Source organism: Alysiella sp. (assembly GCF_030525755.1).
Lineage (GTDB): Bacteria > Pseudomonadota > Gammaproteobacteria > Burkholderiales > Neisseriaceae > Simonsiella.
In genome coordinates, this window is the sequence record NZ_JAUNEC010000002.1 from 1 (window position 1) to 17876 (window position 17876).

At 46.5% G+C, this 17876-nt stretch carries 13 protein-coding genes; all 13 read left to right on the plus strand.

The features are described 5' to 3' along the window. Positions 1-419: 50S ribosomal protein L1 (rplA, locus tag Q4B82_RS00700; RefSeq protein WP_303064504.1), on the plus strand; the 419-nt coding region annotated here is incomplete at its 5' end. A 271-nt stretch (positions 420-690) separates the two neighbouring features. Next, positions 691-1188: a 50S ribosomal protein L10 gene (rplJ, locus tag Q4B82_RS00705; RefSeq protein WP_034294586.1), complete on the plus strand. Its 498-nt coding sequence runs from the start codon at positions 691-693 to the stop codon at positions 1186-1188. Between the two features lie 75 nt (positions 1189-1263). Then, on the plus strand, positions 1264-1635 hold the full coding sequence (rplL, locus tag Q4B82_RS00710; RefSeq protein WP_303064505.1) for a 50S ribosomal protein L7/L12: 372 nt from the start codon (positions 1264-1266) through the stop codon (positions 1633-1635). A gap of 373 nt (positions 1636-2008) precedes the next feature. After that, the gene (gene rpoB / locus Q4B82_RS00715; RefSeq protein WP_303064506.1) at positions 2009-6205 is read left to right on the plus strand and encodes a DNA-directed RNA polymerase subunit beta; all 4197 of its coding nucleotides are present in this window, start codon (positions 2009-2011) and stop codon (positions 6203-6205) included. A gap of 119 nt (positions 6206-6324) precedes the next feature. Further along, a complete protein-coding gene (gene rpoC / locus Q4B82_RS00720; protein ID WP_303064507.1) occupies positions 6325-10557 on the plus strand; it encodes a DNA-directed RNA polymerase subunit beta' in 4233 nt (1410 codons plus the stop codon). Positions 10558-10777: 220 nt separating this feature from the next. After that, complete coding sequence (rpoD, locus tag Q4B82_RS00725) at positions 10778-12727, plus strand: RNA polymerase sigma factor RpoD (protein ID WP_303064508.1); 1950 nt, start codon at positions 10778-10780, stop codon at positions 12725-12727. Positions 12728-13026: 299 nt separating this feature from the next. Continuing rightward, positions 13027-13740 (plus strand): UMP kinase, encoded by a 714-nt coding sequence (gene pyrH / locus Q4B82_RS00730; RefSeq protein ID WP_303064509.1) that lies wholly within the window; start codon positions 13027-13029, stop codon positions 13738-13740. A gap of 116 nt (positions 13741-13856) precedes the next feature. Beyond that, the gene (locus Q4B82_RS00735) at positions 13857-14105 is read left to right on the plus strand and encodes a BolA family protein (RefSeq protein ID WP_303064510.1); all 249 of its coding nucleotides are present in this window, start codon (positions 13857-13859) and stop codon (positions 14103-14105) included. Between the two features lie 224 nt (positions 14106-14329). Then, positions 14330-15841 (plus strand): aldehyde dehydrogenase family protein, encoded by a 1512-nt coding sequence (locus tag Q4B82_RS00740; protein WP_303064511.1) that lies wholly within the window; start codon positions 14330-14332, stop codon positions 15839-15841. 444 nt (positions 15842-16285) lie between these two features. Next, positions 16286-16660: a 50S ribosomal protein L14 gene (gene rplN / locus Q4B82_RS00745; RefSeq protein ID WP_303064512.1), complete on the plus strand. Its 375-nt coding sequence runs from the start codon at positions 16286-16288 to the stop codon at positions 16658-16660. Positions 16661-16680: 20 nt separating this feature from the next. Further along, positions 16681-17019, plus strand: coding sequence for a 50S ribosomal protein L24 (rplX, locus tag Q4B82_RS00750; protein ID WP_303064513.1), 339 nt, complete (start codon positions 16681-16683; stop codon positions 17017-17019). A 2-nt stretch (positions 17020-17021) separates the two neighbouring features. After that, entirely contained in the window at positions 17022-17561 is a 540-nt protein-coding gene (rplE, locus tag Q4B82_RS00755; RefSeq protein ID WP_097114672.1) for a 50S ribosomal protein L5, read from the plus strand. A 2-nt stretch (positions 17562-17563) separates the two neighbouring features. Beyond that, entirely contained in the window at positions 17564-17869 is a 306-nt protein-coding gene (gene rpsN / locus Q4B82_RS00760) for a 30S ribosomal protein S14 (RefSeq protein ID WP_097114671.1), read from the plus strand. The last annotated feature ends 7 nt before the right edge of the window (positions 17870-17876 follow it).

Here is a 17876-nt window from a genome sequence, read left to right on the forward strand (position 1 = left end):
TCGTGGGCTTTGAAGATTTGGCAGAAGAAATCAAAAAAGGCAATATGGACTTTGATGTGGTGATTGCGTCTCCTGACGCGATGCGCATCGTGGGTCAGTTGGGTACGATTTTGGGTCCTCGTGGCTTGATGCCAAACCCAAAAGTGGGTACCGTAACCCCTAATGTTGCCGAAGCAGTGAAAAATGCCAAAGCAGGTCAAGTGCAATACCGTACCGACAAAGCAGGTATCATTCACGCCACCATCGGTCGCGCATCTTTTGCCGAAGCCGATTTGAAAGAAAACTTTGACGCTTTGTTGGACGCTTTGGTAAAAGCCAAACCTGCTGCTGCCAAAGGTCAATACTTGAAAAAAATCGCCGTATCCAGCACCATGGGCTTGGGTGTGCGCGTAGATGTATCTAGCGTTTCTGCTAAATAATCTTTAAAAAATCTTTCAGGCAGCCTGAAAATGGCAAAATGTGTTTTCAGGCTGCCTGAAAATGGGGCTACTTAAAATATTAAGTAGATGTCCAAGACCGTAGGGAACGCAAGTTTTAATCATTCAAACCCTACGCAGACGGTAGTCCTGAAAAAAGTTTTTGTAGGTTGATGTTTTGAATATCGCTTGCAAAGTGTCTTTAAAATCAGGTTGCCGCGCTGGTGGGCTAATCATGTTGGTTAGCCTGAATTTAAACAGTGGGAGGTAGACCTTGAGTCTCAATATTGAAACCAAGAAAGCAACCGTAGAAGAAATCAGCGCAGGCATTGCCAACGCGCAAACTATGGTGATTGCTGAATATCGCGGTATCAGTGTTGCCAGCATGACTGAACTCCGTGCCAATGCGCGTAAAGAAGGCGTTTACTTGCGCGTTCTGAAAAACACATTGGCGCGCCGTGCGGTTGAAGGAACTTCTTTTGCTGGTTTGGCTGACCAAATGGTTGGTCCATTGGTTTACGCTGCATCAGAAGATGCCGTAGCCGCCGCAAAAGTGCTGCACCAATTCGCGAAAAAAGATGACAAAATCGTTTTAAAAGCTGGTTCTTACAACGGCGAAGTGTTGAATGTGGCTCAGGTAACTGAGTTGGCTTCTATTCCAAGCCGCGAAGAATTGCTGTCCAAATTGCTGTTCGTTATGCAAGCGCCTGTTTCTGGCTTTGCACGCGGCTTGGCGGCTTTGGCAGAGAAAAAAGAAAGCGAAGCGGCTTAATTTGCGCCCTTTCTGTGATTTTGTTTTGATTCATTAAATTTTTTTATTATTCAATATTTTTAGGAGTTCAATAGCATGGCTATTACTAAAGAAGACATTTTGGAAGCGGTAAGCAACTTGACCGTTATGGAATTGAACGAGTTGGTTAAAGCGTTTGAAGAAAAATTTGGCGTTTCTGCTGCTGCGGTTGCTGTGGCTGCTGGTCCTGCTGCTGGCGGTGCTGCTGCTGAAGAAAAAACCGAATTTGACGTGATTTTGGCTTCTGCTGGCGACAACAAAGTTGGCGTGATTAAAGTGGTTCGTACCATCACTGGCTTGGGCTTGAAAGAAGCCAAAGACTTGGTTGATGGCGCACCCAAAACTTTGAAAGAAGGCGTATCTCAAGCTGAAGCTGACGACATCAAAAAACAATTGGAAGAAGCTGGCGCGAAAGTGGAAATCAAATAAGATTTTGCCATATTTTAGCGCAATGGGCTGGCAGTTTATCTGCCAGCCTTGTTTGCGCTTTTAGATAAGTAAAAATGTAAATTTACCCAAATTTACCATTATGCTGTGAATTTTTGATAAATTTTTGTAAATTTATATTAAATTTCAATATTGATTGGGGTTGTGGTTGTCTAAAAGTGTAAAACAGGCTGTTTGATAACCAGTTTAAGCATATTTTTAACTTTTAAATACTTCGTATTAAATATAAGGGCGTTGCTGTTTATGCTGTTTACAGCAGAAATCAATGTGTGGTTTGTTTGAGGATATTTTCAGGCAGCATTACATTACATTGAAACTGATGCCAATTTGTGATTTACCGTTATGGGAGCGACATATGAGTTATACTTTTACCGAAAAAAAGCGCATTCGTAAAAGTTTTGCTAAACGTAAAACCGTTTTAGAAGTGCCATATTTATTGACGACACAATTGGAATCGTACAGTCAATTCTTGCAACAAAAGTGTGCGCCGAATATGCGTGTGGAAGAGGGCTTGCAAGCGGCATTTCAGTCGATTTTTCCGATTGTTAGCAATAATGGTTATGCTGAATTGCAATTTGACCAATACACATTAGGTGAACCAGAATTTGATATTGTTGAATGTCAGTTACGCGGTATTACTTATGCTGCGCCTTTGCGTGCCAAAATCAAATTGGCAATTTTTAACAAAGAAGGTTCCAATAAACTTGAAGAGCGTGAAATCAAAGAAATTCGTGTTAATGATGTGTACATGGGTGAAATTCCATTGATGACACCAAGTGGTTCGTTCGTGATTAATGGCACAGAGCGTGTCATTGTGTCGCAATTACATCGCTCTCCTGGTGTATTTTTTGAACACGACCGTGGTAAAACCCATGCTTCGGGTAAGTTATTGTTTTCAGCTAGGATTATCCCTTATCGTGGTTCGTGGTTGGATTTTGAATTTGACCCCAAAGACTTGCTTTATTTCCGCATTGACCGTCGCCGCAAAATGCCAGTGAGTATTTTGTTGCGTGCATTGGGCTACAGTAACCAACAAATGTTGGAAATGTTCTATGATTCAGAAACTTATTATTTAAATAAAGATGGTGTGCAAATTGATTTGCTGCCTGAAAGATTGCGTGGTGAAACTGCTAAATTTGACATTGTGGATAACGATGGCAAAGTGTTGGTGGAAATGGGCAAGCGCATCAATGCTAAACACATTCGTGATATTCAGGCAGCAGGTTTAACACGTTTAAATGTAGATGCCGAAGTATTGTGGGGTAAAGTATTGGCAAAAGATGTGATTTCAATGGAAACAGGCGAAGTTTTGGCAGCTTGCAACAGCGAAATCACAGAAGAATTGTTGGCGCAACTGGACATCAATGGCGTGCAAGAAATCCAAACTTTGTTTACCAATGACACGGATTCGGGCAACTACATTTCTGCCACTTTGCGTACCGATGACACGCGCGACCAACAGGCTGCCCGCATTGCGATTTACCGCATGATGCGCCCTGGTGAACCGCCAACCGATGAGGCGGTGGAAGCCTTGTTCAACCGTTTGTTCTTCCAAGAGGAAAGCTACGATTTGTCGCGTGTGGGTCGCATGAAATTCAACACGCGCACTTATCAACAAAAATTGCTGCCTGCACAAGAAAACAACTGGTACGGTCGTTTGCTGAACCAAACTTTTGAAGGCGTGGGCGAGGCGGAAGCGAAATTGCACGTTTTGAGCATTCCCGATATTGTGGTTACGATTGCCACTTTGGTGGAACTGCGTAACGGTCATGGCGAAGTGGACGATATTGACCACTTGGGCAACCGCCGCGTGCGTTCCGTTGGCGAATTGGTGGAAAATCAATTCCGTAGCGGTTTGGCGCGTGTGGAACGTGCCGTGAAAGAGCGTTTGAACCAAGCGGAAAGCGAAGGCTTGATGCCCACCGATTTGATTAACGCGAAACCCGTATCTGCCGCGATTAAGGAATTTTTTGGTTCAAGCCAATTATCGCAATTTATGGACCAAACCAATCCCTTGTCTGAAATCACGCACAAACGCCGCGTTTCGGCTTTGGGCCCAGGTGGTTTGACCCGCGAACGTGCTGGCTTTGAGGTGCGAGACGTACACCCCACCCACTACGGTCGCGTTTGCCCGATTGAAACGCCCGAAGGACCCAACATCGGCTTGATTAACTCATTGTCGGTGTATGCGCGTACCAACGATTACGGTTTCTTGGAAACGCCCTACCGCCGCGTGGTGGACGGCAAAGTTACCGATGAAATTGATTATTTGTCTGCCATTGAAGAAGGTCGCTATGTGATTGCCCAAGCCAACTCGGAATTGGACGATTCAGGCTGCCTGAAAGATGAATTGGTGGTTTGCCGCGAAAAAGGCGAAACCATCTTGGCAACCCCCGACCGCGTTCAATACATGGACGTGGCAACAGGTCAAGTGGTATCGGTAGCCGCATCGCTGATTCCCTTTTTGGAACACGATGACGCGAACCGCGCTTTGATGGGTGCCAACATGCAACGTCAAGCTGTGCCATGTTTGCGCGCCGAAAAACCGATGGTTGGCACAGGCATTGAACGCGCCGTAGCCGTGGACAGCGCAACCGCCATCGTAGCAAGACGCGGCGGCGTGGTGGAATATGTGGACGCAAACCGCATTGTGGTGCGCGTACACGATGAAGAAGCCACAGCCGAACAAGGCGGTGTGGACATTTACAATTTGGTGAAATTCACGCGCTCCAACCAATCCACCAACATCAACCAACGCCCTGCGGTTAAGGCTGGCGATGTGTTGCAAAAAGGCGATTTGATTGCCGATGGCGCGTCCACCGATTTGGGCGAATTGGCTTTGGGTCAAAACATGACCATCGCATTCATGCCTTGGAATGGCTACAACTACGAAGACTCCATTTTGATTAGCGAAAAAGTGGCTGCGGACGACCGCTACACCTCCATTCACATTGAAGAATTGAACGTGGTGGCGCGTGATACCAAATTGGGCGCGGAAGACATCACACGCGACATTCCCAACCTGTCTGAAAAAATGCAAAACCGCTTGGACGAGTCGGGCATTGTGTACATCGGTGCAGAAGTGGAAGCAGGCGATGTGTTGGTCGGCAAAGTTACCCCCAAAGGTGAAACGCAACTGACCCCAGAAGAAAAATTGCTCCGCGCGATTTTTGGCGAAAAAGCGTCTGATGTGAAAGACACGTCTTTGCGTATGCCCACAGGCATGAGCGGCACGGTGATTGACGTGCAAGTGTTCACACGCGAAGGCATTACCCGCGACAAACGCGCCCAGTCCATCATTGACGCGGAATTGAAACGCTATCGCCAAGATTTGAACGACCAAATCCGCATTTTTGACAATGACGCATTTGACCGCATTGAGCGCATGATTGTGGGGCAGCCTGCAAACGGGGGGCCCATGAAATTGGCAAAAGGCACCGCCATCAGCACCGAATATTTGCGCGGTTTGCCGTCTCGTCATGATTGGTTTGACATTCGCATGGCAGACGAAGACATTGCCAAACAGCTTGAATTGATTAAACTTTCTTTGCAACAAAAACGCGAAGAAGCCGAAGCCCTCTACGAAGTCAAAAAGAAAAAAATGACCCAAGGCGATGAGTTGCCCCCTGGTGTACAAAAAATGGTGAAAGTGTTCATCGCCATCAAACGCCGCTTGCAAGCTGGCGACAAAATGGCGGGTCGCCACGGTAACAAAGGCGTGGTATCGCGCATTTTGCCTGTGGAAGACATGCCGTACATGGCGGACGGTCGCACGGTGGACATCGTGTTGAACCCATTGGGCGTACCCTCGCGCATGAACATCGGTCAGATTTTGGAAGTACATTTGGGTTGGGCGGCGAAAGGCATTGGTCAGCGCATTGAAAAAATGCTGGCTGAACAGCGTAAAGTGGGCGAAATCCGCGCCTTCTTGGAAAAACTCTACAACGGTAGCGGCAAACAAGAAGATTTGGACAGCCTGAATGACGATGAAATCATCACGCTGGCTGAAAACCTGAAACGCGGTGCGACTTTTGCCTCCCCTGTGTTTGACGGTGCGAAAGAGCAAGAAATTTACGACATGCTGGATTTGGCATACCCCAGCGATGACCCCGAAGTACAAAAATTGGGCTTTAATAAAACCAAAACCCAAATCACTTTGTACGATGGACGTTCGGGCGAAGCGTTTGACCGCCCTGTAACGGTGGGTGTGATGCACTATCTGAAACTGCACCACTTGGTTGATGAGAAAATGCACGCACGTTCAACAGGTCCATACAGCTTGGTAACGCAACAGCCATTGGGCGGTAAAGCACAATTTGGTGGTCAGCGTTTCGGTGAGATGGAGGTGTGGGCGTTGGAGGCATATGGCGCGGCATACACCTTGCAAGAAATGCTGACGGTGAAATCCGATGACGTAACAGGTCGCACGAAGATGTACGAAAACATCGTCAAAGGCGAACACAAAATCGATGCGGGCATGCCCGAGTCGTTTAACGTGATTGTGAAAGAAATCCGTTCGCTGGGCTTGGATATTGATTTGGAGCAGAATTAACTTTCTGTGTAGGGTGGGTGCAAGCACCCACCGCTTTGCCTTATGTTTTCAGGCAGCCTGAAAACAATATCCACCAAAAAATTCAAAAAAATCGCCCTTAAAAACAGGAGCAGTAAATAATGAACTTAACCGATTTATTCGCCCCCCTGCAACAAGCAGGTTCAGAAGAATTTGATGCCATTAAAATCGGCATCGCATCGCCCGACACGATTCGCTCGTGGTCGTATGGTGAAGTGAAAAAACCCGAAACGATTAACTACCGCACCTTCAAGCCCGAACGCGATGGCTTGTTTTGCGCCAAAATCTTCGGGCCCGTTAAAGACTACGAGTGCTTGTGTGGCAAATACAAACGCTTGAAATTCAAAGGTGTAACCTGCGAAAAATGTGGCGTGGAAGTAACCCTGACCAAAGTGCGCCGCGAACGCATGGGTCATATTGAATTGGCTGCGCCCGTTGCCCACATTTGGTTTTTGAAATCGCTGCCATCACGCTTGGGCATGGTGCTGGACATGACTTTGCGCGACATTGAGCGCGTGTTGTATTTTGAAGCCTTTGTCGTAACCGACCCTGGTTTGACCAGCCTGCAACGCCGCCAACTGTTGAGCGAAGAAGATTACTACACCAAATTGGAAGAATTTGGCGAAGAATTTGACGCGCACATGGGTGCCGAAGGCATACGCGAATTGCTCCGCACTCTGGACATTGAGCGCGAAATTGAAATGCTGCGCGAAGAATTGCAATCCACCAGCTCCGATACCAAAATCAAAAAAATCGCCAAACGCCTGAAAATTTTGGAAGCCTTCCAACGTTCAGGCATGAAATTGGAATGGATGATTATGGACGTGCTGCCTGTATTGCCGCCCGATTTGCGCCCACTCGTGCCATTGGACGGCGGACGCTTTGCCACTTCCGATTTGAACGATTTGTATCGCCGCGTGATTAACCGAAACAACCGTTTGAAACGCCTGTTGGAATTGCGCGCGCCCGACATCATCGTTCGCAACGAAAAACGCATGTTGCAAGAAGCCGTAGACAGCTTGCTGGACAACGGTCGCCGTGGCAAAGCCATGACAGGCGCAAACAAACGCCCACTCAAATCCTTGTCAGACATGATTAAAGGTAAGAGCGGTCGTTTCCGTCAAAACCTGTTGGGTAAACGTGTGGACTATTCAGGTCGTTCCGTGATTACGGTGGGTCCATACTTGCGTTTGCACCAATGCGGTTTGCCGAAAAAAATGGCGTTGGAATTGTTCAAACCCTTTATTTTCCACAAATTGGAAAAACGCGAACTCGCCACCACCGTTAAGGCAGCCAAAAAATTGGTAGAACAAGAAGTGCCAGAAGTTTGGGATATTTTGGAAGAAGTGATTCGCGAACACCCGATTTTGCTGAACCGTGCGCCAACCTTGCACCGTTTGGGCATTCAAGCGTTTGAGCCAATTTTGATTGAAGGCAAAGCCATTCAGTTGCACCCCTTGGTGTGTGCCGCATTCAACGCGGACTTTGACGGCGACCAAATGGCGGTACACGTTCCATTGAGCTTGGAAGCGCAAATGGAAGCGCGTACTTTGATGTTGGCTTCCAACAACGTGTTGGCACCAGCCAATGGCGAACCGATTATCGTGCCATCGCAAGACATCGTGTTGGGCTTGTATTACATGACCCGCGCCAAAGAAAAAGCCCAAGGCGAAGGCATGTTGTTTGCCGATGTGAAAGAAGTGCATCGCGCCTATCACACCAAACAAGTGAAATTGGGTACGAAAATCACCGTGCGTTTGCGCGAATGGATTAAAAACGATGCAGGCGAATTTGAACCCGTGTTGAATCGCTACGAAACCACGGTGGGTCGCGCGTTGCTGTCTGAAATTTTGCCCAAAGGCTTGCCATTTGAATATGTGAACAAGGCTTTGAAAAAGAAAGAAATTTCCAAGCTGATTAACGCATCGTTCCGCTTGTGCGGTTTGCGTGACACCGTGATTTTTGCCGACCACCTGATGTACACGGGTTTTGCATTGGCAGCAAAAGGTGGTATTTCCATTTGCGTGGACGACATGGAAATTCCAAAAGAAAAACCTGCGCTGTTGGCAGAAGCGCAAGAAGAAGTGCGTGACATTCAGGGTCAATACGCACAAGGCTTGGTAACCAACGGCGAACGCTACAATAAAGTTGTGGATATTTGGGGTAAGGCAGGTGATAAAATTGCCAAAGCCATGATGGACAATTTGAGCAAACAACCTGTGAAAAATCCCGAAACAGGCGAAGTTTATACCGATGAATACGGCAAACCTTTAATGGAAGAGTCGTTCAATTCCATTTACATGATGGCGGATTCGGGTGCGCGTGGTTCGGCAACGCAAATCAAACAGTTGTCGGGTATGCGCGGTTTGATGGCAAAACCAGACGGCTCCATCATTGAAACGCCCATTACTGCCAATTTCCGCGAAGGTTTGACCGTATTGCAATACTTTATTGCGACACACGGTGCGCGTAAAGGTTTGGCAGATACGGCATTGAAAACCGCCAACTCGGGTTACTTGACGCGCCGTTTGGTGGACGTTACCCAAGACTTGGTGGTGGTGGAAGACGATTGCGGTACCAGCGAAGGTTTCTCCATGAAAGCGGTGGTGCAAGGTGGCGACATCATTGAACCATTGCGCGACCGCATTTTGGGTCGTGTAACCGCAGAAGATGTGGTGGACCCCAATAGCGGCGTAACCTTGATTGAAGCAGGCACTTTGCTTGATGAAAAATTGGTTGATTTGATTGACAATTCAGGCGTGGACGAAGTGAAAGTTCGCACCCCAATCACTTGTCAAACACGCTATGGCTTGTGTGCGAAATGTTATGGTCGCGACTTGGCACGCGGTAAATTGGTAAACGCAGGCGAGGCTGTGGGCGTGATTGCCGCCCAATCCATTGGCGAACCAGGTACACAATTGACGATGCGTACCTTCCACATCGGTGGTGCGGCATCGCGTGCCGCTGCCGCCAGCCATGTAGAAGCCAAATCCAACGGTACAGTACGCTTTGGCGGACAAATGCGCTACATCGCCAATCAAAAAGGTGAATTGATTGTGATTGGTCGCTCGTCTGAAATCATGATTTTAGATAATGCGGGTCGTGAACGTGAATTGCACAAAATCCCATACGGCGCAACCTTGACCGTGAAAGATGGCGAAGAACTGAAAGCAGGTCAAACTTTGGCAACTTGGGACCCTCATACCAGCCCAGTTATCACGGAATACGCAGGTCGCGTGAAATTGGAAAACGTGGAAGATGGCGTAACCGTAACCCGCCAAACTGATGAAAACACGGGTTTGAGCACCATGGTTGTGATTGACGGTAAACGCCGCAGTAGTGGCAGCAAATTGTTGCGCCCCACCGTGAAATTGTTGGACGAAAATGGCGACACCATAAAAATTCCTGGCACAGAAACCGATGTGTCCATTGCATTCCAAGTGGGTGCGATTATCCAAGTGCGCGATGGTCAAGAAGTGGGTAAGGGTGAAGTGTTGGCGCGTGTGCCACAAGCATCAACCAAAACCCGCGACATTACGGGTGGTTTGCCACGCGTAGCCGAATTGTTTGAGGCGCGTGTGCCAAAAGATGCAGGTATGCTGGCTGAAATCACAGGTACGGTATCGTTTGGTAAAGAAACCAAAGGCAAACAACGCCTTGTGATTACCGATTTAGACGGTGTGGCATACGAAACCTTGATTTCCAAAGAAAAACAGGTTTTGGCACATGATGGTCAAGTCGTGAATCGCGGCGAGACCATCGTGGACGGTGCAGTAGACCCACACGACATTTTGCGCTTGAAAGGCATTGAAGAATTGACACGCTACATTGTGCAAGAAGTACAAGAAGTTTACCGCTTGCAAGGCGTGAAGATTTCCGACAAGCACATTGAAGTGATTATTCGCCAAATGTTGCGCCGCGTGAACATCATTGATGCAGGCGACACGCACTTCATCACAGGCGAACAAGTGGAACGTGCCGATGTGATGATTGCCAACGAACAAGCAATTGCCGAAGGCAAAGAGCCAGCGCGTTTTGAAAACGTGTTGTTGGGCATTACCAAAGCGTCTTTGAGTACAGACAGCTTCATTTCAGCCGCATCGTTCCAAGAAACCACGCGTGTCTTGACCGAAGCCGCAATCATGGGCAAACGCGATGATTTGCGCGGTTTGAAAGAAAACGTGATTGTGGGTCGCTTAATCCCAGCAGGTACGGGTTTGAGTTACCACCGCAGTCGTCGTGCAGCTTGGGCAGCACAAAGCAGCAACCACTTTGTTGCAGAAAATCGCCATACACAAGCAGATGAAAACACAGAAACACTCGATGAAGCATAAAGTGAAATTCAGGTAGCTGAATTAATAATGATTTATGCTGCCTGAAGCCCGAGTTGATTGTTTTTTTTGTGAAAAACACAATTAAAATTTTCAGGCAGCTTGTATTGAGTGCAAGCTGCCTGCATATTCTGTATCTCTGCTGACCCACAAATGCTGCTGTGTTTCAGGCAGCCTCAATCAAGCAGTATCCGAACAACATTCATGAATGATGGGTTTTTCCATGTTACAAAACAGCCATGACCAAGAGCAAAATGATGATGGTGAAGACGGTCGTCCATTGACACTTGAAGAACAGCGAGACCGTTTGCGTCGTTTGGTACTTTTGGGTAAAGAACGAGGTTACATTACTTATGCCGAAATCAATGATGCTTTGCCTGACGATATGTCAGATTCGGAACAAATTGATAATGTCGTGAATATGATACAGGGTTTGGGCATTCAAGTAACCGAAGAAGCACCCGATGCCGAAACCTTATTGATGAGTGATAACAGCGCAGGCATGACCGATGAAGATGCGGTTGCTGAAGCAGAAGCTGCTTTATCGCAAGCCGATTCTGAATTTGGTCGTACCACAGACCCTGTTCGTATGTATATGCGTGAAATGGGACAAGTGGAATTGTTATCGCGTGAAGACGAAATCAAAATCGCCAAAGAAATTGAACATGCTTTGAAAAACATGATTCAAGCCATTTGTGCTTGTCCCAGCTCCATTGCCGAGATTTTGGCTTTGATTGAAAAAGTGAAAAAAGACGAAATTCGTGTTGATGAAGTGGTGGAAGCCATTATTGACCCAAATGAAGTCTTATTGGGTGAATTGGGTTTGGGGCATTTAGAAACGATTGCAGCGCAAAATGCCGATGAAGAAAATGATAGCGAAGACAGCATGGCAGATGACCAAGAAGACGAAGAAGCGGAAGGTACTGCAGCCATAGAAAGCCAAAATTTGGACGAGCTTAAAGAACAGGTTTTGGCTCACTTCAAGCAAATTGAAAAAAGCCACAATCTGATGATTCGTGCTTTGGACAAAAACGGCAGCGGTCATCATAAATACCTTGAACACCGTGATGCTATTGCACAAAAACTGTTGGAAGTGCGCTTTGCCACACGTCAGATTGAGAATTTGAGTGCCAATCTGCGTGGACGTGTAGAGCAGATTCGCAAATTGGAACGCGAAATCCGTGATATTTGTTTGGAACGCGTGAACATGGAGCGTGATTATTTTCTTGCCCATTTTATGCCCAATGCCACCAATTTGAACTGGCTTGAAGAAGAAATGGTCAAAAATCACGCATGGAATGAAGCTTTAACACGTTTTCGCCATGCCATTTTGGAAAAACAAACCATTATGGCAAATTTGGAAAACGAGGCACGAATTTCCATTGCGGAACTTAAAGACATCAGTAAAAATATGGTGTTAAGTGAAAAAGAAACTGCAGCAGCCAAACAAAAAATGATTCAAGCTAACTTACGCTTGGTGATTTCCATTGCGAAAAAATACACCAATCGCGGTTTGCAATTCCTTGACTTGATTCAAGAAGGCAATATTGGCTTGATGAAAGCGGTAGACAAATTCGAATACCGACGTGGCTATAAATTCTCCACCTATGCAACGTGGTGGATTCGTCAAGCGATTACGCGTTCTATTGCCGACCAAGCGCGTACCATTCGCATTCCTGTCCACATGATTGAAACGATTAACAAAATGAACCGCATTTCGCGTCAATATTTGCAAGAAACAGGTGAAGAACCCGATTCAGCAAAATTGGCGGAACTCATGGAAATGCCCGAAGACAAAATCCGTAAAATCATGAAAATCGCCAAAGAACCCATTTCTATGGAAACCCCAATCGGTGATGACGATGACAGTCATTTGGGCGATTTCATTGAAGATGTGAACAATGTGGCACCTGCTGATGCAGCAATGTATGCAGGTTTGCGCGAAGTAACCGCAGATGTCTTGGAAAGCCTGACCCCACGCGAAGCCAAAGTGTTGCGTATGCGTTTTGGTATAGATATGAACACCGACCACACATTGGAAGAAGTGGGCAAACAATTTGACGTAACCCGCGAACGCATTCGTCAAATTGAGGCCAAAGCCTTACGCAAATTGCGCCACCCCACGCGCTCCGATAAACTGAAAAGTTTCTTGGACAGCGAGGAAGGCAAATAAGTCTATTTCAAAGGCTGCCTGAAACCCGCATTACGGTTTCAAGCAGCCTTATTTCAATGAGAGTTGGAATAAGAAAATACAGTCGTAGAAGTGAGAAAGCAATACAAGGCGACAATGAGGGTCGTGTACGAAGCGCACATCAGGGCGTTGGCAACACCCATACCGTTTATATTTTAAACGTCTCCTATTTTTATCTAGAATTCACGTTATTTAAAACATGATGCCATTTTCAGGCTGCCTGAAAGACCGAAAAAGCGTATAATCCGCGCCGTTTATCCACAGCAGGCAAAGGTCAAATCATGAGCATCAAATACAAACGCATTCTGTTAAAACTGTCGGGCGAATCACTAATGGGTAATGACCCATTTGGCATCAACCGTGAAACCATTATGGCAATTGTGGGGCAAGTCAAAGAAGTGGTAGATTTGGGTGTGGAAGTCGGCATTGTGGTTGGTGGTGGCAACATCTTTCGCGGCGTTTCTGCTCAAGCTGGCAGTATGGACAGAGCGACAGCCGATTACATGGGTATGCTCGCTACCGTGATGAACGCCTTGGCACTCAAAGACGCATTTGAAAGTTTGGGTACTAAAGCGCGTGTGCAATCCGCTCTTTCTATGCAGCAAATTGCCGAAACTTATGCTCGTCCCAAAGCCATTCAATATTTGGAAGAAGGCAAAGTGGTCATTTTTGCCGCAGGCACGGGCAATCCATTCTTTACGACCGATACGGCTGCTGCCTTGCGTGGGGCAGAAATGGGTTGTGAAGTCATGATGAAAGCGACCAATGTGGACGGTATTTACACCGCTGACCCGAAAAAAGACGCAACAGCTACGCGTTATCAATCGGTCACTTTTGAAGAAGCCATTCAGAGAAAACTTAAAGTCATGGATACCACTGCGTTTACTTTGTGCCAAGAACGCAATCTCAATATTGTCGTATTTGGTATTCAAAAAGCAGGTGCACTCAAACGCATTGTTTTGGGTGAAGACGAAGGCACATTGGTGCACAATTAACAACCTACATTCGTTTATTAATTTAACGAATACATCTTGACCCGTTCAAGTTTTGAGTTTGTCGCAATTTTTTCAGGCAGCCTCAATACCACAATCATTCAAAAATAGGACAACAAATGCTGACAACCGAGCAAGTCAAACACATGATAGAACGCGTAACACCTTGTGAATACATAGAAGTGGAGGGCGATGGACACCACTTTTTTGCGGTAATCGTTTCATCATCTTTTGAGGGTAAGCCACGTTTGGCGCGCCATCGTCTGATTAAAGACGGTTTGGCAGACAAACTTGCCAGCAATGAATTACATGCCTTATCCATCAGCGTTGCTGCCACACCCACAGAATGGGCAGCCAAGCAAGCATAATTGTGCTTTCAGGCAGCCTAATAAAATGCCGTTTCCCACGATGTCGTCATATTGTGGGGACGGCGTTTGAATTTTATGCCTTGTCAAAGAATAAATATTCTTTTATGATGACTTAACCGAGCTGATTGAACCCAAAGTTTGGTCGGTAGGTTGCTGTTTTGGTTGTAGTTTCATTGATTTACCATTTATTTTAAACAATTGATGAGTTCATGAAAGGACGTGCTATGCGTTACGCCAATCCAAATACTGACGGTGCAAAAGTCAATTTCAAAGCAAAATACGAAAACTTCATCGGTGGCAAATGGATTGCCCCTGTGGACGGTGTGTATTTTGACAACATCTCGCCTGTGGACGGCAAAGTTTTCACCCAAGTCCCCAAATCCAATCACAAAGACATCGAACTCGCACTGGACGCAGCCCATGCCGCAGCCCCTGCGTGGAACAAATCATCGCCCACCGAGCGTTCTAATTTGTTGCTGAAAATTGCCGACCGCTTGGAGCAAAATCTGGAAACGCTTGCCGTTGCCGAAACTTGGGAAAACGGCAAGCCCATTCGCGAAACGCTGGCTGCCGACATTCCGCTTGCAATTGACCATTTCCGCTATTTTGCAGGCTGCATTCGCGCCCAAGAAGGCACCATCAGCCAAATTGACGAAGACACAGTCGCCTATCATTTTCACGAACCCATTGGCGTAGTAGGGCAAATCATTCCTTGGAACTTCCCCATTTTAATGGCAGCGTGGAAAATTGCCCCAGCTTTGGCAGCAGGCAATTGCATCGTGTTGAAACCTGCCGAACAAACCCCGTCCAGCATTTTGGTTTTGGTGGAATTAATTGAAGATTTGCTGCCAGCAGGTGTGTTGAACGTGGTAAACGGCTTTGGCAAAGAAGTAGGCGAACCATTGGCGACCAATCCGCGCATTGGCAAAATCGCGTTTACGGGTTCAACCGAAATCGGTCAAAAAATCATGGAATACGCCACGCAAAACATCATTCCCGTTACGCTGGAATTGGGTGGCAAATCCCCCAACATTTTCTTTGCAGATGTAATGGACAAAGACGATGAATTTTTGGATAAAGCATTAGAAGGCTTTGCCATGTTCGCGCTGAATCAAGGCGAAGTTTGCACCTGTCCATCTCGCGCATTGGTTCACGAATCCATCGCAGAGGAATTTTTGAAAAAAGCCGTTGAACGCGTGAAAAAAATCAAGACAGGACACCCACTTGATACCGACACGATGGTCGGCGCACAAGCCAGCCAAGAGCAGCAAGACAAAATCTTGGGTTGCATTGCCAAAGGCAAAGCAGAAGGTGCAGAAGTCCTGACAGGTGGTGGCGCACGCCAAGAAATTGACGGTGGATTTTACATTGAACCGACCATTTTCAAAGGTCATAACAAAATGGAAATCTTCCAAGAAGAAATTTTTGGTCCTGTGTTGTCCGTAACCACGTTCAAAGATTTTGACGAGTCAATCGCCATTGCCAATGACACCATGTATGGTTTGGGCGCAGGTGTGTGGTCGCGCGATGGCAGCATCGCCTATCGTGCAGGACGCGCCATTCAAGCGGGTCGCGTGTGGACAAACTGTTACCACATCTACCCAGCCCATGCAGCATTTGGTGGCTACAAAAAATCAGGCATTGGGCGCGAAACCCACAAAATGATGCTCGGACACTACCAACAAACCAAAAACCTGTTGGTCAGCTACTCACCAAAAGCATTGGGTTTTTTCTAAATTTTCAGGCAGCCTGAAAGCAGGATAAAACTTAAAATAGCAGGGGCGGATTTCATATCCGCCCTTTTTTTATCGTTTCAACATCGCAAACCCTTGCACACAGCATGAAAAATACACCGAAAAAAGTACAGGTAGCCTGAAAACAAAAAAACAGTTCATCTCAGCCACAGACGTAGCGTTGCACAGCCAAACCTACGCTCAAAATGGCAACACCCATAAATTTCAGGCAGCCTGAAAGATATTTACAATAAGTCCTTGCAAACATAAAAGATTGATTATATAATTCGCAACTTCTTTCGGCTCTGTCGCAGAGCATCTTCCCTTCGGGGCCAAGACTGGTTTACTAGAACCGCAAGGTTTCAGCCTAGTCCGAATGTCAAACTTAAGATGTGTCGGGCAAGCTGAAAGTGGTAAATTAAGTTGGATTTAAATAAGGTTATTAACATGATTCAAATGCAGACCATCTTGGATGTGGCTGATAACTCTGGTGCGCGTCGCGTAATGTGCATCAAAGTATTGGGTGGCTCCAAGCGTCGCTACGCTAGCGTTGGCGACATCATTAAAGTGGCAGTAAAAGATGCTGCTCCTCGTGGGCGCGTGAAAAAGGGTGATGTTTATAATGCAGTTGTGGTTCGTACCGCAAGAGGCATTCGTCGTCCCGATGGCGCGTTGATTAAATTTGACAACAACGCAGCCGTATTGTTGAACAATAAATTAGAGCCTATGGGTACTCGTATTTTCGGACCGGTAACACGCGAATTGCGTAGTGGTCGCGAAAGTTTTATGAAAATTGTTTCATTGGCACCTGAAGTGCTGTAAGTAATTAGAAAGGTTAGACAATGAACAAAATCATTAAAGGCGACCAAGTAATCGTGATTGCTGGTAAAGACAAAGGTAAACAAGGTCAAGTTGTTCGCGTATTGGGCGACAAAGTTGTGGTAGAAGGCGTAAACATCGTAAAACGCCATCAAAAACCCAATCCCATGCGTGGTATTGAAGGTGGCATCATCACCAAAGAAATGCCTTTGGCAATTTCCAATGTGGCGATTTTTAATCCAGAAACCCAAAAAGCAGACCGTGTCGGTATTAAATTGGTTGAAGGCGAAGGCAAAGTAAAACGCGTTCGCGTATTTAAATCAAATGGTGCAGAAGTGCCTGCTCCGAGCAAAGGTGAATAAACATGGCACGTTTACAAGAATACTATAAAAACACCGTTGTACCAGAATTGATGAAACAATTCGGTTACAAATCCATCATGGAAGTACCCCGTATTGAAAAAATCACGTTGAATATGGGTGTGGGCGAAGCAGTTGCCGACAAAAAAGTGATGGAACACGCCGTAAACGATTTGCAAAAAATCGCAGGTCAAAAACCCGTTGTTACCGTAGCACGCAAATCCATTGCAGGCTTTAAAATCCGTGATAACTACCCCGTAGGTTGCAAAGTAACTTTGCGCCGTGAACGCATGTTTGAATTTTTAGACCGCTTGGTAACGATTGCATTGCCTCGTGTACGCGACTTCCGTGGCGTGAGCGGCAAATCATTTGACGGTCGCGGTAACTACAACATGGGTGTGCGCGAACAAATCATTTTCCCCGAAATTGAGTACGATAAAATTGATGCGTTGCGCGGTTTGAACATCACCATCACCACCACGGCTAAAACGGACGAAGAAGCGAAAGCTTTGTTGTCATTGTTTAAATTCCCATTTAAAGGTTAATCATGGCTAAGAAAGCACTTATTAATCGTGATGCAAAGCGTGTTGCTTTGGCGAAAAAATACGCAGCAAAACGCGCTGCCATTTTTGCCATCATCAATGATGCAAACGCAACCGATGAAGCGCGTTTCGAAGCGCGTTTGAAACTGCAATCCATTCCTCGCAATGCTGCTCCTGTGCGCCAACGTCGCCGTTGCGCCATCACAGGTCGCCCACGCGGTGTGTTCCGCAAATTCGGTTTGGGTCGTATTAAAATCCGTGAAATCGCCATGCGTGGCGCCATTCCGGGTGTGATTAAAGCCTCTTGGTAATAGGAGT